19 protein-coding genes are annotated in these 20,240 nt (G+C 57.6%); 11 read left to right on the plus strand and 8 right to left on the minus strand.

Going from position 1 to position 20,240, the window contains the following annotated elements:
• Positions 1 to 17 precede the first annotated feature (17 nt).
• On the minus strand, positions 18 to 1,133 hold the full coding sequence (locus tag JOD69_RS02940) for a glycosyltransferase family 4 protein (protein ID WP_086135495.1): 1,116 nt from the start codon (positions 1,131 to 1,133) through the stop codon (positions 18 to 20).
• Between the two features lie 254 nt (positions 1,134 to 1,387).
• Here JOD69_RS02940 and JOD69_RS02945 point away from each other — a divergent pair, with 254 nt between their 5' ends.
• The 7 genes from JOD69_RS02945 to JOD69_RS02975 all read left to right on the plus strand — a co-directional run bounded on the left by JOD69_RS02945 (position 1,388) and on the right by JOD69_RS02975 (position 8,796).
• The gene (locus JOD69_RS02945) at positions 1,388 to 2,695 is read left to right on the plus strand and encodes an oligosaccharide flippase family protein (RefSeq protein WP_086135313.1); all 1,308 of its coding nucleotides are present in this window, start codon (positions 1,388 to 1,390) and stop codon (positions 2,693 to 2,695) included.
• 22 nt (positions 2,696 to 2,717) lie between these two features.
• Positions 2,718 to 3,566, plus strand: coding sequence for an FkbM family methyltransferase (locus JOD69_RS02950; RefSeq protein WP_086135312.1), 849 nt, complete (start codon positions 2,718 to 2,720; stop codon positions 3,564 to 3,566).
• An 11-nt stretch (positions 3,567 to 3,577) separates the two neighbouring features.
• Positions 3,578 to 4,477, plus strand: a complete 900-nt coding sequence (locus JOD69_RS02955) for a glycosyltransferase family 2 protein (protein ID WP_086135311.1) — start codon at positions 3,578 to 3,580, stop codon at positions 4,475 to 4,477.
• A gap of 62 nt (positions 4,478 to 4,539) precedes the next feature.
• On the plus strand, positions 4,540 to 5,445 hold the full coding sequence (locus JOD69_RS02960; protein WP_205781137.1) for a class I SAM-dependent methyltransferase: 906 nt from the start codon (positions 4,540 to 4,542) through the stop codon (positions 5,443 to 5,445).
• Complete coding sequence (locus JOD69_RS02965) at positions 5,446 to 6,516, plus strand: glycosyltransferase family 4 protein (protein ID WP_086135309.1); 1,071 nt, start codon at positions 5,446 to 5,448, stop codon at positions 6,514 to 6,516.
• Between the two features lie 73 nt (positions 6,517 to 6,589).
• Positions 6,590 to 7,558, plus strand: coding sequence for an ABC transporter substrate-binding protein (locus JOD69_RS02970; protein ID WP_086135494.1), 969 nt, complete (start codon positions 6,590 to 6,592; stop codon positions 7,556 to 7,558).
• Between the two features lie 431 nt (positions 7,559 to 7,989).
• Positions 7,990 to 8,796, plus strand: coding sequence for a heme-binding protein (locus JOD69_RS02975; protein ID WP_086135308.1), 807 nt, complete (start codon positions 7,990 to 7,992; stop codon positions 8,794 to 8,796).
• A gap of 115 nt (positions 8,797 to 8,911) precedes the next feature.
• Here JOD69_RS02975 and JOD69_RS02980 read toward each other — a convergent pair whose 3' ends face one another.
• The 7 genes from JOD69_RS02980 to JOD69_RS03010 form a co-directional block, all read right to left on the minus strand.
• A complete protein-coding gene (locus JOD69_RS02980; RefSeq protein WP_240507112.1) occupies positions 8,912 to 10,579 on the minus strand; it encodes a dipeptide ABC transporter ATP-binding protein in 1,668 nt (555 codons plus the stop codon).
• Positions 10,576 to 10,782, minus strand: coding sequence for a type II toxin-antitoxin system HicA family toxin (locus tag JOD69_RS02985; RefSeq protein WP_077728934.1), 207 nt, complete (start codon positions 10,780 to 10,782; stop codon positions 10,576 to 10,578). Before JOD69_RS02985 ends, JOD69_RS02980 begins: the two co-directional genes overlap by 4 nt.
• Complete coding sequence (locus JOD69_RS02990; protein WP_077728933.1) at positions 10,779 to 10,982, minus strand: type II toxin-antitoxin system HicB family antitoxin; 204 nt, start codon at positions 10,980 to 10,982, stop codon at positions 10,779 to 10,781. The genes JOD69_RS02985 and JOD69_RS02990 overlap by 4 nt, the downstream gene beginning before the upstream one ends.
• Positions 10,983 to 11,052: 70 nt before the next feature.
• Positions 11,053 to 12,441 carry an ABC transporter permease gene (locus JOD69_RS02995; RefSeq protein WP_086135307.1) on the minus strand — a complete coding sequence of 463 codons (1,389 nt, stop codon included), beginning with the start codon at positions 12,439 to 12,441 and terminating at the stop codon, positions 11,053 to 11,055.
• 119 nt (positions 12,442 to 12,560) lie between these two features.
• Complete coding sequence (locus JOD69_RS03000; RefSeq protein WP_205781136.1) at positions 12,561 to 12,794, minus strand: hypothetical protein; 234 nt, start codon at positions 12,792 to 12,794, stop codon at positions 12,561 to 12,563.
• Positions 12,795 to 12,810: 16 nt separating this feature from the next.
• The gene (locus tag JOD69_RS03005) at positions 12,811 to 13,788 is read right to left on the minus strand and encodes an ABC transporter permease (RefSeq protein WP_086135305.1); all 978 of its coding nucleotides are present in this window, start codon (positions 13,786 to 13,788) and stop codon (positions 12,811 to 12,813) included.
• On the minus strand, positions 13,785 to 16,025 hold the full coding sequence (locus JOD69_RS03010) for an ABC transporter substrate-binding protein (protein WP_086135304.1): 2,241 nt from the start codon (positions 16,023 to 16,025) through the stop codon (positions 13,785 to 13,787). The genes JOD69_RS03005 and JOD69_RS03010 overlap by 4 nt, the downstream gene beginning before the upstream one ends.
• Before the next feature lie 245 nt (positions 16,026 to 16,270).
• On the opposite strand from JOD69_RS03010, the gene JOD69_RS03015 reads away from it, so the two are divergent.
• From JOD69_RS03015 to imuA, 4 genes are all read left to right on the plus strand, one after another.
• Positions 16,271 to 17,053, plus strand: a complete 783-nt coding sequence (locus JOD69_RS03015) for an enoyl-ACP reductase (protein ID WP_077731210.1) — start codon at positions 16,271 to 16,273, stop codon at positions 17,051 to 17,053.
• A gap of 377 nt (positions 17,054 to 17,430) precedes the next feature.
• Entirely contained in the window at positions 17,431 to 18,807 is a 1,377-nt protein-coding gene (locus JOD69_RS03020; protein ID WP_086135303.1) for a cytochrome B6, read from the plus strand.
• Positions 18,808 to 18,894: 87 nt separating this feature from the next.
• The gene (gene lexA, locus JOD69_RS03025) at positions 18,895 to 19,506 is read left to right on the plus strand and encodes a transcriptional repressor LexA (RefSeq protein WP_086135302.1); all 612 of its coding nucleotides are present in this window, start codon (positions 18,895 to 18,897) and stop codon (positions 19,504 to 19,506) included.
• A complete protein-coding gene (gene imuA, locus JOD69_RS03030; protein ID WP_086135301.1) occupies positions 19,506 to 20,153 on the plus strand; it encodes a translesion DNA synthesis-associated protein ImuA in 648 nt (215 codons plus the stop codon). The genes lexA and imuA overlap by 1 nt, the downstream gene beginning before the upstream one ends.
• Positions 20,154 to 20,240: the final 87 nt, after the last annotated feature.

A 20,240-nucleotide genomic window follows, 5' to 3' on the forward strand; every position in this document is an offset into this window, starting at 1 on the left:
GATTGCCGACCTACCACTCACGAAAGGACGGCATTATACAGGGCTAAAGCTTCGGAGGTTATCTTTTCCGAGGAAAATTCGGTCTCCGCGATTTCCCGGCCGCGACGCCCCATCCGCTCCCGCTGCGGCCCATCCTCGATTAACGTTTTGAGCGCTTCGGCCAGAGCGAGCGCATCCGCCGCCGGTACCAGCAGACCGTTGTCGCCGTGACGGACCACCTCCCGACAGCCGGGGGTATCGGTGGTGACGATGGGTTTTCCCGCGGCTGCCGCTTCGAGCAGCGCCTTGGGGAGGCCTTCCCGATACGAGGGCAGGCAGACGATATGGCATGCGGCGAGCACTTGAGGCATGTCGTCCCGCCGCCCCCACCATTCGACCGCCCCTTTCTGCCGCCAACTTTCGAGTTGGTCGATCGAGACCGATTCCGGATTGTCGGGGTCAGGATCGCCTACCAGGGCGAATCGCGCCGCAACGCCTTCGGCGCGCAGCCGCTCGGCGGCCGTGACGAACTCTCCTATCCCCTTGGTCCAGAGCATACGCGCCGGCAGGACGACCAAAGGGACCTCATCGCGCTCTACCGCCGGACTGAATTCCCGGAGATCCACACCGGCGCCCCGGATCAAGCTCACGCGGGCGGCCGGCAACCCCAAGCTCATCATCTGCTCGTAATCGTCCGGGTTTTCCACGATAACGTGCCCCCGTGCGAAAATCTGCCTCAACACGGCGCGGACCACCGGACGAAGCAGCCGCGCCTTGACGCTGTCCGAAGTAAACAGCCAGCCGAGACCGGCCATGTAATTCACCACGGCACATGGCTGGCTGAACCACGCAGCAATGGTGCCGTACACCACCGGCTTCATGGCGACATGCTTCACCAGATCGGGCCGAATCTTTCGGTAAATCTTGATCAGATCGGCAATCACCCGGAGTTCCGCCATCGGATTGCGGCCGCGCCGCGACAATTCGAGCGGAACGACATGGACGCCTCGCGCTTCGATGATAGCCCTGTGCTGCCGTACCCGCGTCACCACGTAGACCTGGTAGCCTGCGTCACGGGCGGCAGTCACGTGGGGCAGCCAATGCGAGCAAACGAACCAGTCTTCGGTAACGAAAAATAAAAGTTTCTTGTTCAAAACGGCTTGGCTCAATGACCTGGAAAGGCGGAACGTCGTCTTTTCGTATGGCCCGTGTCTTGGTTGCCTGTTCGCACTCGACCCGCAGCCCGTCGTCCCGAAACTCGCGAAGAAAGACTCAAGAAAATGGGACAGTATAATACCCGATGGCGCGAACTTGATCGGTTCAGGGTCAGCATCCGCCGCTTCGTGCCGCAACCGAAAAACGATCGGTCGCGCGCTCGCGCAAACCCATTCAAACCTTATCGGAATCAATGATCGCAAAACCGAGGTTCGGGAAAGACCGGACCTTTTTTTATCTCGTTCGCAACGCAATAGGCACTTTCAGCCTCCGAGCGGTCGGCATCGGCCTGTCGTTCACGGCTCAGGCGATTACCGCGCGGTTCATGGGTTCCGACAATTACGGGCTATTCGTGTACGCCCTCGCCTTCACCCCGATCTTATCCTGGCTGGCCCAACTGGGCATGGTACAGACCTCGATCCGGTACGTCGCGATTTACAACTCGCAGAAAGACTGGGGCGCCATTCTAGGTTTCATGGCTTTCGCGACGCGCAGCACGCTCGGAGCTTACCTTGTCATCGGGTCAGCCGCAGCGATGATCGGCTGGCTGCTGAAAGACACAATGGACGATCTGCATCGTTATGTTTTCATCCTGGCTTTCCTCCATGTGCCTTTCATGTCCTTGTCCGAATTGCGCGTGGGCGTTCTCCGCGGCCTGCTCAAGATCAGTTTCGCCGAACTCCCGGAAAACCTCGTTCGCCCCCTGCTCCTGATCATTCTGCTGTCGGCGATTTATTTCGGGTTTCACGACTTCGTCGATCCCGTGACGGCAATGCTGATCAGCCTGGCCGTAGCCATGACCAACTTCCTGCTGGGCAGCGCATGGCTTCGGCAATCCCTGCCGGAGGGCGTTTCCGGCAGCCTGCCGTCCTATCGAAAAAAAGAATGGCTGACCATGGCCGTTCCCATGTTCGTCGTCGTCGGCATCCAGCTGCTGATCAGCCAATTGGACATCCTCCTGATCGGATCGATGGTGGGCACGCGGGAAGCCGGTTCGTATGCGGTAGCGGCCAGAGTCGCAGATTTCGCAGCTTTCGGCTTGGTCGTGGCCAGCAGCGTAACCGCGCCTTTAATCGCCGCACATTGGAACAATCGCTTGATTCCGGACCTCCGGCGGCTACTGAAAATCACCACAATAGGCAATGCCTTGTTCGTTTTGACGGCCGCCTCACTCATTGCAGGCATAGGAAAATACATACTCGGTATTTTCGGAGCATCGTTCGTGGATGCTTACCCTCTTCTGATCATGCTCCTGGCCGGAAAATCGCTGTACGCCCTGACCGGTCTCGGGACCATCCTGCTGACCATGACCGGACATCAGAAGGAAGCCACATGGCTCATGGGCGGCGGCTTGGCCGTGCAACTGCCTTTAGAGCTGTATCTCATCGGCGAACACGGCGCCATGGGCGCGGCTATTGCCAGCGCGATCGCGGTCGCCGGCATAAACCTTTCAGCGCTGGTAATCGTCAAAACCAGGTTAAAATTGAGCCTCATCGGCTAAACGCCAACAACAAAAATCAACGATGAACATGGATCTAGCGATCAGCCCGATACCGCCTTTCGTCAAAGCCGCCAAAGCCGTGACGCGGCTTATTCCGCCCGTTTGGCGGTTTAGCGGAATTAGCAACCGCATCGTCAAACCCTTGGTCTGCTCGTTCATCTCCGGGGCCTTGTTTCGCTCCACCATCTGGACTTATCGGGGACGCGACATCGAGATGATCGTCGATCCGTCCGATTGCGTGGGCGGCAATCTGTTCTTCATCCCGCACATGTACGACCGGTGGGAGCGAAAATTCCTGATGAAGCGTTTGCCGAAAGGCGGCGTATTCGTGGACGTGGGCAGCAATATCGGCGCCTACGCGCTGTTCGCCGCGGAGATCGTCGGCGCATCCGGCAAGGTGATCGCCTTCGAGGCGGCGACGGAAAATTTCCGACTCCTGCGAAAAAATATCGAAATCAACGGTCGGAACAGCGTGATCGCCGCCTATCAAATCGGCATCTCGGACAAGAAGGAGATGCTGCGGCTAGGGCTCAATCGGGAAGGCAACCGGGGCGCCAACAGTTTCCTCAAGGCCGAGGGAGAGACGGAGGAGGTCCAGTGCCATTCTTTGTATGACGCTTTGCAGATGGCTGAGGTGAAAAAGATCGATGTCCTGAAGCTGGATATCGAAGGATTCGAATATCCGGTCCTGAATCGGTTTTTCGATGACATTGCCGATATTCCCCAGCTTAAACCGGCCTACATCCTGGTCGAAATCGAAGGCGGTCCGCAAACGGCCGAGCGGAAACAACTATTACGATCCCTCATTTCGGACAACGGGTACCGCATTCTTCGGGAGCGGGAAAATACCCTTTTCGAGCGGTCTGCCTGATCGGTTCGACGATGCCATCATACTCATTCACGGTCTTCACCCCGACCTACAACCGGGCTCGGTTGCTGGCCGAGGTTTTTGAGAGCCTCAAGGCGCAGACGTTTACCGATTTCGAGTGGATCATCGTGGACGACGGTTCCACCGACGATACCCGTGCGCGGGTCGAGGAATGGCAAGCGAGCGCCGGTTTTCCTATCGTCTACGTACATCAGGAGAATCGAGGCAAGCATGTGGCGATCAACCAAGGGCTGATGCTGGCATCCGGCGAGTTTTTTCTGATCCAGGATTCCGACGATCTCCTTCTGCCCCACACTCTGAAACGATTCCATGAAATCTGGAATGCCATTCCTCCCGAAGAAAAAGAGTCCTTGGATGGCGTCATGGGATTGTGCGCTTATCGCGACGGGAGCATCGTCCCGAAGCGGTTTCCCCGTGACTCCATGGATATGAGCCATCGGGAATACTGGTTCGAAATGAACATGAAAGGCGACAAGTGTTATTTCGTCCGGACCGAACGGCTGCGGTCATATCCTTTTCCGGAAATTCCCGGCGAAAAATTCCTGGCGGAAGGTGTCGTGTTCAACCGGCTCAATCCGAGATTCCGGTGCGTCAACGAGGTGATGCGGATCATTCAGTATCTGCCCGACGGATTGACCGCCAAAGCGAGGGCAATACGCTATCGAAGCCCGAGAGGCGCTCGGCTTTATTACGGCGAAGCGGTACGCTTGCCCACCGGGATCAAACCCAAGCTCAAGAATATGGCCAACTTCATCCGATACTCGGTCCATGCCGGAGAATCCTTATATGCCAGCTTGGCGGAAGTCGGCTTTCCGCTGCTGTTCGGGATCAGCCTTCCGATCGGTCTGGGATTGGCGTGGATCGATAAAGCCCGTCTAGCCAGCTCTCGCTAAACATCAATATGGTTTCAACTGATACGCCAGATTCTATTGCTCTTGAAAGCAAGCCCTGTCCCATGGGCTGCGAAAGCCGCGATGAATTGGTTCTGCAAGGAAGGGACAGACTGCACGACCTGCCCGGCACGTATTCCGTGGTTCGATGTTCGGCGTGCGGACTATTGCGCACCGATCCGAGACCGACCGCGGACACCATCGGCTATTACTATCCCGAGACTTACGGGCCTTACGCCGGCACCCGCATTACCCATTCGCGTTTCAGAACAGCGGCGAATGCCATCAAGGAATTCGTCAGAAATGCCTTGAGGATACACAGCCTGTCCTTGCCCGCACTCGAACCGGGACGAATGCTGGAAATCGGTTGCGCCTCGGGCAGCTTTCTAGGGCGAATGGCCGATAAAGGCTGGCGACTGGAAGGCATAGAATTTTCGCCCACGGCGGCGAAGAATGCTCAAGATGCAGGCTTCTCGGTTCATTGCGGGAGCCTGGAATCGGCGCCCGAACCCGCCGAACAGTTCGATCTGGTGGTAGGCTGGATGGTGCTGGAACACCTGCACGACCCCGTGCTCGCGCTCAACAAGCTGCATCGCTGGACCCGGAAGGACGGCTGGCTGGCCATCTCGGTTCCCAACGCGGCCTGCTTCCAACTCGGCTGGTTCAAACAGCGATGGTTTCCCTTGCACTTGCCCGCCCATTTGTACCACTTCACCCCGGAGACTTTGGAAGCCCTGCTGAACGCTACGGGTTGGCGCATCGAGAAGATTCTTTACCAGAAAGTGATGACCGATTTAGTGGCGAGCACGGCTTATATCATCGAAGACAAATGGCCCAATTCGACCGTTTCCCGCTTCCTCAAGCGGCATCCGGGAATTTTCAACCTGCCGCTTTATCCGCTGGCCCTGATCCTGAGCCGGCTCGGCCAAACCGCACGGATGACGGTTTGGGCCAGACGCGTCGATCGATAAATGAAGGTTCTGCTCCTTAGCCGCTACGGCCAACTCGGGGCCAGCAGCCGGCTCCGCTCGTATCAGTATCTACCCTATCTCGAGAGCCAGGGATTTCGGATCACGGTCGCGCCTTTCTTCAAGGACGAGTATCTCGAACGATTCTATGCCGGACACGGAAAATCCCTACTCTACTCATTCGACGGCTATACCAGGCGGATCGCATCCCTGATGGGATTACGCGCATACGACCTGATCTGGATCGAAGCGGAGGCATTGCCCTGGCTTCCGGCTTGGATCGAGACCGCCATGGCGCGCGCGGGAATTCCCTATGTCGTCGACTACGACGACGCCATCTTCCACCGCTACGATCGTCACGCCAATCCTGTCATCCGCAAAATCCTGGGCGATAAGATAGACCGCGTCATGCGGCATTCCAAAGCGGTGATCGCGGGAAGCGAATACCTCGCCGAGCGGGCGACTAAAGCCGGCGCCGCACGTGTGGCGCTTATCCCAACCTCGATCGACTTGAACCGCTATCCCCAGAATCCGACCGAACCAAACGACATCTTCACCATCGGCTGGATAGGTTCGCCCACTACGGCGCAGTATTTGCGAAACTTGAATGCCGTGCTTTCGGCAATCGCACGGAATCATCCCGTACGGATAAAAGTGGTGGGGGCGGAAGCCGCGCATTTGCAGCTCCCCGATGTCGACATCGAGTATCGCGACTGGTCGGAACAAACCGAAGTGGACGAAATCCGGCGCTTTGACATCGGCATCATGCCCCTGTCCGATACCCCTTGGGAAAGGGGGAAATGCGGCTATAAACTCATTCAGTACATGGGCTGCCACAAATCCGTGGTCGCCTCGCCGGTCGGAGCTAACCTCAGGATCGTCGAGCATGGCGTCAACGGCTTTCTCGCCTCCACCGAATCGGAATGGAAAGCCGCCTTGCTGGAACTACTGCATAACCCCGACCTGCGCATCCGCCTGGGACAAGCCGGACGAGCCACGGTCGAACGCGAATACTGTACCGCAGTCAACGGGCCCAAAATGGCAAGAATTTTAAGCGAGGCATGCGGACAATGATGTGTTCGGCTTTGTCCTGAAGCTACCGCCCTGGAAATGTTACAGTCCTTTCTTTAGCACCGGTTTAAACATCATGCACAATCAAATCGTCATCTCGATTTTCCTCGCCCTGATCGCTGCCGGTCACGTTTGTGCCGAAACCGTCGATCAAAAGATCAAAATCGGCATGCTGGCTTTCGGCACGCTCAACTGGGAGCTTGCCGTTATTCAAGAGGAAAAACTCGATAAGGCGCAGGGGATCACCATAGAAACGACTCCCCTTGCCAGCGCCGAGGCGGGGAAAATCGCCCTGCAAGGAGGAAGCGTCGATGTAATCGTGTCCGATTGGATCTGGGTGGCCAATCAGCGCGGGCAAGGCATGGATGTCACTTTTCTGCCCTACTCTACCAGCCATGGGGCGTTGATCGTACCGGCCGGCTCTTCCATCCAAGGGATCGCCGATCTCAAGGGAAAGCGGCTAGGCATCGCGGGCGGCGGATTGGACAAAAACTGGCTGCTGCTGCGCGCTCTGGCTCAAAAACAGCACGGCCTGGACCTCGACAAGTCCGCCGACAAGGTCTTCGGCGCGCCGCCGCTGCTCAACCAACAGTTGCAACAAGGCAAGCTGGACGCCGTCCTGAATTACTGGAATTTCGCCGCCAAACTGGAGGCTCAGAATTATCGTCGTCTTATCGATGGACGCGGCATACTTCGAGGCTTGGGGGTAGACGCCGATGTACCGAGTCTCGGTTATGTTTTTGGGGAGGACTGGGCCAATGCTCACGAGAATGCGCTTTCAGGATTTTTGAAGGCGGCGGACGCGGCCAAAAAATCGATCTGCGAGTCGGACGCCGTTTGGCGCAAGGTCGTCCCCTTAACGCAGGAAACCGACGAACGGATTCAAAACGCCCTGCGACAGCATTACTGCGACGGAAGAATCAAAAGCTGGGGGGAAACCGAGAAAAAAGCCGCAGCCGAAATTTTTGCGCTGCTGCATCAATCGGGCGAGGGACGATTGACCGGAAAGTCTGGAACGTTACCTGAAGGAGTGTTCTGGCGCTAACCGATTCGGCTTATTTGTAAAAAAAGCTGACACTTTAACTTCCTGATAAAGATGTAAAAACATATGAAAAAGGATACGGACATAGGTTTATCCGGATTAATCACTCATTCCGGCTTCTTGATAACAGAAAATGTCAGTTTTTTTTACAGTCGCAAAACGGTATAGCCGGTTTATAGTCGTGCCATTTGTCTTAGCAATCTAGATTTAATGGAAAATCGCTTCGTGGAAAGCTTATATCGTCTTTTGAAACACTGGGACAAAAGACATGGCCCGCTTTATGCCTCTGTTATTGTCGAAATCTGACTTCAAACCCTATTAATTAATGCTTTTTAGGCTTTTTTCTTAATTTGCCTGTAATCCGCCGACTGCGGACGGCACGCTCAATAATTTTATTTATCTTTCAACACCAACAAACGGATGGAAATTCTGCTATGAAATCAAAAGAAATAATAATAGCCTTGGGGGCGGCTGCCTTGGCTTGCAGCAATGTTATGGCGGATTCTTCCGCTGGCAAGGAGGCGTGCAACGGTTTGCCCTCCCATGCCGAGCTAAAAAATGCTCTCGTCAACGCCGTTGCCAGCGAAAGCAGCGGACTGGACTTCGACATGTGGGGCACCATCGTCAATCGTGATGGCGTAGTCTGTGCAGTTGCTTTCTCCGGAACCGACCGTGGCGCCCAATGGCCCGGCAGCCGCGTAATTTCCGCCCAAAAAGCCAATACGGCCAATGCATTTAGCCTCAATGGCCTAGCACTCTCCACCGGTAACCTTTACTCGGCCGCGCAAGGAACCTCCGGCGCCAACGCGGAAACGATGCTCGGCGGCAGTTTGTACGGCCTTCAGTTCAGCAATCCGGTAAATCCCGGCGTGGCTTACGGCGGTAACCCGAAGCACTATGGTCAGGCCAATGACCCGATGGTGGGCAAACGTCCCGGTGGCGTAAACGTATTCGGGGGCGGATTGGGCCTCTACAAGAATGGAAAGATCATCGGTGCCGTGGGTGTTAGCGGCGATACCTCCTGTGCCGACCACAACATCGCCTGGCGCGTTCGTAAGAACCTGGGATTGGACCAGATGCAGGGTGTCGGCGGTGTATCGGGCGATCCCGCTCGTCCGGACAATATTATTCTCGACCAGTATAACGGCAACGGGGATGGCGTCACGGCCGGCTTTGAACAGCCCGGCTGTCTTAATGACGCCAGTGGCGATCCTCGCACTTTGCCGGCGGTACAGAACTAGACGAACGCCTGTTATCGATCTGCATTTAGCCGGGCCTTGCGCCCGGCTTTTTCATTTCAGCCGAGCGGCCATAAGGCGTTTCGTTCCGCTCACTGTCACTTGGAAGTGAGAGAAACTATTTTTGTCCCTTTCTTAACTTCGGCACTGCCTCCAACAGACGCTTGGTGTAAGAGTGAGCCGGCTTAAAAAGAACTTGCTGAGTCGACCCCATTTCGACGATCTTGCCCCGGTGCATGACCGCCACCCGATCGGCCAACTCGGCCACCACGGCCAAATCGTGGGTGATGAACAAATAACTGAGACCACGCCGATCGCGCAGATCCCTCAAAAGCTTCAAAATTTGGGCTTGGACCGAAACGTCGAGGGCGCTGGTCGGCTCGTCGCACACGATCAGCTTGGGATCGACGGCCAAGGCCCGCGCGATGCAGATGCGCTGCCTCTGTCCGCCGGAAAATTCGTGCGGATAACGCAATCGGGCCTCTTTCGGCAAACCGACGCCGTGGAGCAAATCCTCGACTCGTTCGCGCCGCTCCTTCTCGGTCATGGACGGATGCAAGGCACGTAGTCCCTCTTCGACGATGTCGCCCACGACCATGCGCGGATTCATGGAGGAATACGGGTCCTGAAACACGATCTGCATCTCGGCGTAACGTTTCCGGCGTTCCTCGCCGCGAAGCCCGGTGATATCGGCGCCATCGAAGCGGACCCGCCCACCGGAATTCTCGATCAGATTGAGAATCCCCTTGCCCAGGGTAGTCTTGCCGCATCCGGACTCGCCCACCAGGGCCAGGGTCTCGCCCTGCGCCACCGAAAGCGAAACACCATCCACAGCCCTGACATAATCCACGGTCCGCTGAAGGATGCCGCGCTTGATCGGGTAATGGACCTTGAAGTCCTCCACGACTAGCAGCGGGTCCGAATGATGTGTTTCGGGCCGGGCTAGGCAGGCGTCCAAGCGGGGCATGACCGTGAACAGCTCGCGGCTGTAAGGATGCTCCGGTTTTTCGAAAAACCCTTCTCGATCACTCTGTTCCACGATCTTGCCGGCGCGCATGACGGCCACGCGGTCGGCCAGTTCCGCGACGATGCCGAAATCATGGGTGATCAGCCACAGCGCCATTCCGCTTTCGCGCTTCAGTCGCTCGAGAAGCTCCAGAATTTGCGCCTGAATCGTCACGTCCAAAGCGGTAGTCGGCTCGTCGGCGATCAAGAGGTCCGGCTCCCCGGCCAGAGCGATGGCAATCATGACCCGCTGCCGCATGCCGCCGGAAAGCTGGTGGGGATATTCATTCAGATGCCGCTCCGGATTCGGCAGTCCCACATGATCCAGGAGCTCCGAGGCACGATTTCTCGCCGCCCTGCCCTGCAAACCCCGTTGCAAGCGCAGGACTTCGCCGATTTGCCGTCCTACCGTCATGACCGGGTTCAGCGAACTCATGGGATCCTGGAAAATAATGCCGATGCGCAGCCCACGGATGGCGCTCATGGCATATTCCGGCAACCCGAACAAATCGGTGCCCCCAAGACTCACTTGCCCCCTCATGATTCGTCCATTGTGGGGCAAGAGCCTTAATACCGACAGCGCCGTGACCGATTTTCCCGAACCCGACTCGCCCACGAGGGCGAAAGTCTCGCCCTTGTCGATATGAAACGAAACCCCGCTAACGGCAGGTATCAGCTCCGCGCCCTGACGGAAACTCACGTGGAGATCGGAGACCGACAAAAGCGAGCTGGCCGGTTGCCGCTCTACACCGGTTTCCAGCACCTCAGAGACAACACTCACAATTCATGCTCCGAAATTTCGGCCACCTTAAGAAAATGTTTTAGAAGCCCGATTTTGAGCGGCTCATTGCCGTGAACAGGAACCGAAATACGCGCCGAATAACCTTGCTTTCCGTAGACATGATGGCTGCCGTTGATTCTCTTTAGCTCCCATCCATGCCGCTCCGGCAATTTCCCTAAAGCTTTGCCGGAAATGGTTTTCAAACGGCGATCTCCAAAATCCTGTCCGTCTGTGCGAGACCTTTCTCCTCGACCTCAATGGACAAGCAAGCTTCTACGGCCTCATGAAGATTCGCCAACAACTCCTCTAAGGTTTCGCCTTGAGAAGCACAGCCTGGAATCGCAGGAATTTCAGCCCAATAACCGCCCTCCTCGGCCTGATGGACGATCACTTTTAATTTCATGAAAAGCTACCTCCGGGAATCTGGAAAAAATACCATGGTCTTATCGAACATGATGACAATGGCTAGTCCATTACTCCGCCCGCCTCGGATCGAAAGCATCCCGCACGGCATCCGCAAAGAGATTGGCGGCGAGCACCAGGGTGAACATGAACAGAAACGCGGCCGCCAAAGACCACCACACCACCGGGTCCCGCGCCATTTCGAGCCGGGCGCTGTTGATCATGTTGCCCCAGCTCTCCATGGTGGGATCGACGCCGATATTCACGTACGACAGCACGGCCTCGGCCAGCACGAGCGAACTGAAATCCAGGGCTACCGAAATCAGCACCAGATGGAATACGTTGGGCAGGATATGCCGCACCAGGATTATGCCTTGCCTGACGCCCAGCGCCCGAGCCGCCTGAACGTATTCCATTTCGCGCAACTTCAGGGTTTCCGCGCGGAGCAGGCGGCACAGGCCGGTCCAGCTGGTCATGCCGAGAATCAGGCAAAGAAACAGCAGCCTGAAATCGGCCCGCAGCGCCAGGCTGGCGAAGTCGTCCTCGTGCCGGGCCATGTACACCTGCATGATGAGCATGGCGGCAGCGATGAGCAGCACGCCGGGGATGGAATTGAGGGTGGTGTAAAGATACTGGATCACGTCGTCGACCCAGCCGCGGAAATAACCGGCGAGGATGCCGAATCCCAAGGCTAGCGGCAGCGTGGCGAAGGTGGTCAGGGTGCCGATCAAAAGCCCGGTCCGAACGCTCTTGAGGCTTTGGTAGAACACGTCCTCGCCAACCTTGTCTGTGCCGAGCACGTGATAGCGCAGCCCCAGCTCCCCCAGCATTCCGCCGCACCCCAAAATGAGAAACAGCGTCAGTAATGCGGCCCGCCACGGAATTTCCGTTCGGCCGAGGGCGATGCGCTTGAAACTCTCGGCCGGACCGATACGGTCCTGGCGGCTGCGCCTGGCGATGACCAGCAAAGCCAGCAATAGCCAGACCAATACTCCCTTTCCAAATCCCTTCATGCCGATCGTCAGGATATCCGCTATTTTCTCGTATTCCGGATCGGCCAGATGCGCGCCGCCGTACTGCAAACGGGGATAGTCCCATCGTTGCGTACCGTCCGGCTGACGGATCATTTCCTTGGCATAGGCGTAGGACGAAAAAGGCGCCGAATAGGTTTTCTCCACGCGCGTCCGGATCGGCGTCATCCAGCTGTCCAGCACGCTGATCACCTCGCCTTGGTATTGCCCATTTTCGCCTTCAATCCGCGGATGAAAGTGGATCGAATCCAATACGGCAATGAAAAGGTAAGCCAGCAGAATCACCAGCGACACCATGGCGCTGCGACTCTGCGCGACCTTGCGCCAGGGCCGGCGCAAATGCTCGCGGCCCCTGGCCCGTACGACGAGCACGGCGAACCCCGCCAGCAGGATGAAGAACAGAATGTCGGTCCAGAGCAGCTTCAACATGTCGGATTACTTTGCGAGCGGCACACCTAAGTCCTTGCAAATCTTGAGAAGATTAATTGTAGGGTGGGTTAGCGCAGCGTAACCCACCAATCCGAGGTCTCTCGGTGGGTTACGCTGCGCTAACCCACCCTACGAGAACTCGCCTCCTCGTGATTGAATTGCAGCGCCTCGATCAGAGTTATCCTGAGACTTTTCAATAACTCTTCATGAGTTTTCTCTTGACAATTCACGCCCGGAATTTCTTCGATCCACCCAACCCACCATTCACCAATTTGCTTGGTGATAGCCGTGTATTCTCTGTTCATGCTCGTTTCCACATTTGATACTGTTGCAATGCGCAGCGCCTCTTTCAACGCTTGCGAGTCCTGTTCAACCCAGCCTCACCCTTGGATCGACCAGCGTATAGGAAAGATCGGTCAGCAGAAGACCGAGGACGTAAAGCGCAGAGCCTAGAAACACCATGGCGCGCACGATGGCGAAATCCTGCTGGCTGATGGCATCGATGGTATAGCTGCCCAGCCCCGGAATGGCGAAGAACGATTCGGTGATCAGACTGCCGGTGAACAGCAGGGGCAGCACCACGACCACCCCGGTCAGAATGGGAATCATGGCATTTTTGAGCACATGTCCGAACAGCACCTGCGGCTCGGACAGCCCCTTGGCGCGCGCGGTGCGGACATAATCCTTCTCCACTTCTTCCAGAAACAAGGTCCGGTACCAGCGCACGCCGGAACCGATGCCGGCGACCACGCTGATGGCCAGGGGCAGGATCAGGAAACGGATGGCGTTGATTCCGGAGTCGTAACCCGAGATCGGCGTGAGCTGCAGCAGTTTTCCCAGCAAATATTGCCCGCCGATGATATAGAACAGGAACGAAACGGACATCAGCGCGACGCACAAGGCAATGCCCCAGAACTCCAGATAAGTCAGCCGGAAAAACACCAGGAGTAGCGCCAGGCTGATGTGCACCAAAAGCCCGACGATGAGCGAAGGCACCGCGATGGCGAGGGACGGCCACATGCGCTGACGGATATCGGCGCCGATTTCGCGTCCGCTGTCGGAACGTCCGAACCGAAACATAAACAGACCCACCGACTTCTGATAAAAAATCGTCCGGGTCGCCTTCTCGGCGCCTTCCGCTTTATCGTTCCAGAACAGGGGCAAATCGTAGCCGCGCTCGTGTTTCCACCCTTCGACCGCCTCCTGGGTGACATGCTTCTCCCCGAGATGCATACGCGCCATGTCGTCCGGCGTATTCACCACGAAGAACAGCAGAAAGGTCAGGATGTTCACGCCCAAAAGCAGCGGAAGAGCGTAGAGCACGCGGCGGATGATATAGCGGATCATAACGCGGTGGACCTCATGCGGCGGCGATAGGTCGAATAGGCCGGGACGATCGCCGCGACCAGCAGCCCCGAACCCGCGGCCAGCGGCCAATAGATCGGCCGGTTCCACTCCGCCCGCTTGAGCTCCCGCTGCTCGGCTTCGATGCGCCGGTACTTGAGCCCGTTGTTGGCCATCAGATTGGGTTTGAGGTTGCGGAACCAGTCATGATGCAGCGAAAAAGCCTTGGGATGATAACCGAATAACCAGGGCGAATCGTGCCTAAGGATTTCCTGCATGGCCTGGATGATACGGAAACGCTCCTCCCCGTCGTCCATGTTGCGCATACGCTCGAACAAGCGATCGAATTCCGGGTTCTTATAATTGGCCGCGTTCTCTCCGCCCTTGCCCACCTTGGCGTTCTCGCCGTACACCAGGAAAAAGAAGTTTTCCGGGTCGGGATAATCGGCATTCCAGCCCCACATGAAAATCTGTGCGTTGCCGTTCAGCATCTTCTGCTGGAACTGGTTGTAATCGGTGGTGCGCAGCACCAGCTGAATGCCGAGCTTGGCGAATTGCTTGCGGTACCAGTTCAGAATCGATTTGTCGTCGGGGCCCCGCGCCACGGTATCGAGATAAAGCACCAAGGGCCTGCCGGTCTTGGCGTCGACACCGTTGGGGTAGCCGGCCTCGGCCAGGAGCTTTTTCGCGGCGTCAATGTTCTTGCGGCGCGGCGCGCCGTCCGCCCAGTCGTACACGTAAGGGTTGATCCCGTCCTTGCCCTCGACGTGACCGAAAATGTCCGGAGGCAAAATCCCCTGGGCCGGAACGCCGCGTCCGTTGATGAAAATATCGATGAATTCCTCGTAATCGACCGCGATGTTGATGGCTTGGCGAAGCTTGGATTTGGCCTCGTCCAGCCCGCCCACCGTGGCATCGAGCATGTTGAAGCCCATATAGAATATGGTCGTCGTGATCGCCGTCTCCAAGTGGATATCCTTGGCCTTCATCTCCGGCGTCAGTTCGGCATCGTTCTGCCCGGTGAACTGGACGGCCTGATCGAAATTGTCCGAAGCGATCCCCGAGGCGTCGTAATAGCCCTGCAGGAACTTGTTCCAATAGGGAATCGTTTCCTTTTCCAAAGTGAAGACGACTTTCTCGATAAACGGCAGCTTTTGCCCGGCATCCTTCAAGTAACCCTTCGCCGCATCCTCCGGCTCGCCCTCTGCCGGGTAGAACTCATCGTGATAATTGGGGTTTTTCAGCAACACCATGCGCCGGTTCGGATTGTTCTCCGCCAGCATATAGGCGCCGGTGCCGACCGGATACCAGTCGAGGGTGATGTTCTTTTCGATCAGGCCGCGCTGGGCATAAAACGCATCCGCTTCCCAAGGCATGGGGGCAAAAAACGGCATCGCCAGCCAGAAGCGGAACTGCGGATACTTGCCGTGCAGCCGGATCTTCAAGCGGTGCGCATCGGCGATGTCGACGCCCTCCACGGTATAGCCGCGAATATCGAAAAATTCGGATTTATCGGACCGGGCTTCGAAATCCTTCGCCATCCGCTCGCCCGTCTCCTTGAGACCGACGATATAACTCTTCATCATCTCGGCGATCGGAGAATGCAGCTGGGGATGCACCAGCCGCTTGATCTGATAAGCGTAATCCTCGGCCGTCAGCTCTCGGGCGCCGGTTTCGGCAAAATCGGCGATGGTCCTGATTTCCGATAATTCGTCTTCGGTCATGGCATGGTAGCGATAGTGTCCATCGCCGTTCTTGGCGAATGCCGGATGAGGCTGAAACAGGATGTTCGGACGAAGGCGAATATCGTATTCGCTGTACGCTATCCGTTCCTCAGGCGCGTTGTCCGGGAGCGGACGCAAATCCTTATCGAGGTAAGTCACTATTGGCAGAGCCTCCGCCGTCAGCGGCTCGAGCTGATAGGGCCTTTTCAGATAGGCATACTGCAGCAGCGGCTCGTAAATCTGGGCGATGATCTCGTATTCATTCGAGCTGTAGGCCCGCGCCGGGTCCAGGTGCTTGGGCCGCTCGGTGAACGAGGTATAAAGAATGTTCCTGCCCTTGTCCCCGGCCGGATAAGGATTGTTCAGAGGACTGCCGCAGGCGGCAAGCAGGAAAGTCAGCAGCAGAACCGCGGCCGGCCGGAATAAATGTATAAAGCTTCGACGTGCAAAAAAAAGCTCGCGGCCGGAACTTGCCGGACCGGAAAAACGATGTACCGATTCTTGCCTGATCGCCATAGGCGGCCATTATACGCGAGCGAACGGTGCGATAGTCGCATCGTTAGCCGCATTGCAGGTGAACTGACACCGCTCAGTCCGTAGGTCGGCAATCCTTTGCCGACAGATCCGCTGTGTCGGCAAAGGATTGCCGACCTACTTAAGCGACCGTTTGCGATTGAAGGGGGGGAGAAATGCAGGCTAGACAGCATTCGGCCTCTAGCGGATACTTTCGCGCCATTTCCAGACGAAATCGGAGATTCACCATGGGTTTCATGCAAGACAAGCGTGCTCTTATCGTCGGTGTCGCCAGCAATCGGTCCATCGCCTACGGCATCGCGGAGGCGATGCGGCGGGAGGGAGCGGAAATCGCGCTGACTTATCAGAACGACAAGCTCAAGGAGCGCGTCGAAAAACTGGCGGCGGAACTGGGCGCGAAAATCGTCCTGCCCTGCGAAGTGGCGAGCGATGAGCAGATCGACGCGCTTTTCGACGAATTGGGCAAACGCTGGGACGGGCTCGATTGCATCGTCCATTCCGTCGCCTTCGCCCCTCGCGAAGCCCTGGAAGGCTCTTATCTCGACGCGGTAACCCGCGAAAATTTCCGTATCGCCCACGACATCAGTTCCTACAGCTTCGCCGCGCTCGCGAAAGCCGGCCGCAAGCTGATGGCGGGACGCAAGGGTTCGTTGCTGACGCTGAGCTATCTCGGTGCCGAACGGGCCATTCCGAATTACAACGTGATGGGCGTCGCCAAAGCCAGCCTCGAAGCCAATGTCCGTTATCTGGCGGCTTCCCTCGGCCCCGAAGGGATCCGCGTCAATGCCGTCTCCGCCGGAGCCATCCGTACCCTCGCCGCCTCCGGCATCGCCAATTTCCGCGAGATGCTGGCCAAAGGCGAACAAGCGGCTCCCTTGCGCAAGAACGTCACCATCGAGGAAGTGGGCAACGCCGCCGCGTTTCTATGCTCCGATCTCGCATCCGGCATCACCGGGGAAATTCTGTACGTGGACGCCGGCTACAACATCGTCGGCCTCTCCGGGATCTGATCTTCGTCATCGGCGGGCCGGGACGATCGTCCCGGCTTGCCCCTCGCCCCTTCACCGCGGCTTCTTGCGGGTTTCCGACCGCCCTGCTTGCCCTGGAATCGAACTCATTCCATTGGGCATTCGAGTGACCATTATGTAGGGTGGGTTAGCGGAGCGTAACCCACCGATTCGAGGTCGCTCGGCGGGTTACGGCCTCGCGGCCTAACCCACCCTACAAAAATTAATTCCTCATCGAAAGCGACTTTGAATGGGTCCGTATTCGTACGGCTATCGCTATCGAGATGACTGCCATTTAATTAAACATTTCGTCTACGGACTTCAACCATCGCGGCTTTCGAGGCTGCATTCAGCAAAGTGCCGATAGGGAGGAACGGACGATGCCAGAAAAAGCACTCGAAACGGTTCTGCGTGGATTCGCAATCCTGGGCCTGACCTTCACCGGCCTCGCGATGTGTCCCGCTCCGGCGAGGAGCGCCGAGGAATTTCAGCAGTTCATGGCGCGCATGAAGACCGCAAAGCTGGATGCCATGGAGCGCCATTTGAAGGCTCTCGACGAACGTTACGATCTCAGCGACAACCCCTCCAAAACAGTGACGATGACCCATGGCAAACCCATTCAGGAAGGCGTGCGGGTCAAACTGCGGGAGGTCATAACCTGGGAAGAATTAGTGGAAATGTCCCCTGAGGACATTCGAAAGCAAGACTTGTTTCCGAAGGGGTTCATGCCTCTGCCCCACCCCAATCCCGCCGAGGGCGGCATCGTGTTCAGCAAAAATTTCATAGAAGCCGTCGAGGAGCAAGAAGGCCGGGATCTCACCCGTTTCGACGTGGGCTTCGACATTCCGGATCGCTTCCAACCGGAACTCCCGTCTCCGCTCTTTCTCAAGACACGGCCGGACCTGGGCGATGTCTCTCGAAGCCGCTTGATAACGCTATCCAACTACCGCGAACTTTTCGACGGCATCATCAATGCGGAACAGCTGGAAGGGCTGCGGCTCTTGCTCACACCTTTTCCCCAGCAGCAGTTCAACGCCACCGATGACCGCCGTACCGAAGATCCTTCTTCCGGAGTCGCCTGTTTCGACTGCCATGTCAACGGCCACACCGGCGCGGCCATACAGACGGCATCGAGCACCCGGCCGCGGGAACCCGGCCGTCGCATCGACACGCGGAGCCTCAGGGGCGTCGACGTCCAGCAGTTGTTCGACACCCAGGGCCGACTGAAAAGCATCGAGGACCGCTCGGAATTCGAACTGGAGACGGCTTATTTCGACGGAGACGCTGAAGCCGCCAAAAGAAAAGAAGCCCACATGGTCGAACGAGCCGACGAAGTGCGCCTCATGGCCGAGTTTCAAAAACTCATCGATTTTCCGCCGGCGCCCAGGCTCGATACGTCGGGCAAACTGGACCCGCAAAAAAACAACGACGAGGCCGCGCTCCGAGGGCAGGAACTTTTTTTCGGCAAAGCCCAGTGCGCGACTTGCCACACACCGCCCCACTATACCGACAACCAGACCCATGACCTGAAGGTGGAACGGTTTTACCGACCCGGAATCACCACCAGCCAAGCCACTTCGACGGACGGCTCCGTCAAGACTCCGCCTCTGCGCGGCATCAAGGACTCGCCGCCCTATCTGCACGACGGCCGCTTGCTGACGCTGGAAGACACGGTGGAATTCTTCAACCTGGTGCTCGGACTGAAACTCACCAAGTCCGAGAAAGAGGATCTGCTCGCGTTTCTGCTAACGCTGTAAAGCATTCGTCGCATCCTCCATATCGATGCTTGCGCATTTCTCGAAAGCCCAACTATACTGCTTATAAAAGCACTGCTTTTATAAGCCATGAAGAACACGACTCCGCGCCAACAGGAAATACTCGACCATATCCGCCAAACCCTGCGCCAGAGCGGCGTACCGCCGACCATCGCGGAAATTGCCGATGCGCTGGGTCTCAAATCCACGAATGCCGTGCGCGGCCATCTTCAGGCATTGGCCCGAAAAGGTCTGATCGAGCTCATGCCCTCTCTGGCGCGGGGTATCCGGCTGCTGGAATACCAGGCTCCGGCCGACGCCCTGCCCGTCATCGGCAGAGTCGCCGCCGGCCGGCCGGTGCTGACAGAAGCCCATATCGAGAAATATTGCCGCCTCGACCCGGAATTGTTCCAGGGCAAAGCGGATTACCTGCTCCGCGTGCGCGGTCTCAGCATGCGCGATGCGGGCATTCTGGAAGGCGATCTTCTGGCGGTGCAGCGCACCGACCAGACCCGCAGCGGCCAAATCGTGATCGCCCGCATCGGCGACGAAGTCACGGTAAAACGGCTGCGGCTCGAAGGCTCCGTGGCCTATCTGGAACCGGCCAATCCCGACTTCGAAACCCTGGCGGTCGACCTAGAGCGCCAGGAGTTGTGCATCGAAGGCGTGGTAGTCGGCGTCATCCGCAGCGAGTGGGTGTGATGAACAGCCCAAATGGACTTGATGAACTGCTCCGCACGACGCCGCTTCTGTGGCGCGGCCGCCGGCCTCAACCTGCCGAGAATGCTGCGATTCCCACCGGCTTTCAGGAATTGGACCACGCATTACCGGAAGGAGGCTGGCCTTTTGCGGCATTGATGGAAGTTTCCGTTCCCGCCTGGGGCATCGGCGAACTGCATCTCTTGCTTCCCGCCATGCGGCACGTGCAAGGATCGGGAAAACGCCTGGCCTGGATCGCGCCGCCTTATCTGCCATATGCACCGGCCCTGGCGGATGCCGGCATCGATTTGGGCCGTCTGCTCCTGCTGGACAAGCTCTCGAACGACAAGGACATCTGGTGGAGCGCGGAAAAACTGTTGCGCAGCACCGCCTGCGGCATGGTCCTGGCCTGGCCCCGCAAACCGTCTCCTTTTCCGGTATTGCGCCGCTTGCAACTGGCGGCGACGGAAGGCCATTGCCTCGGTGTACTGCTTTTGTCCGATCTGCCCGCCGGCACCCCGGCCGCCCTGCGTCTTCGCCTCGAAGCGGGAGAGCAAGGGCTTTGGGTTCACATTCTCAAGACGCGCGGCATGCCGGTCGTGAATGCCGTACTGATTGGCGGGGCGGACGATATGTTTCCCAATTATTAATCAGCCCCGTAAATACCCTCCTGGTATTTCGGGCCGCCGCCCAGGCCGGTACACGCCCGGCCTGGGCTCACGCGGCTTGTCGCCGCG

This window comes from Methylocaldum sp. RMAD-M (assembly GCF_017832375.1).
Taxonomy (GTDB): Bacteria; Pseudomonadota; Gammaproteobacteria; order Methylococcales; family Methylococcaceae; genus Methylocaldum.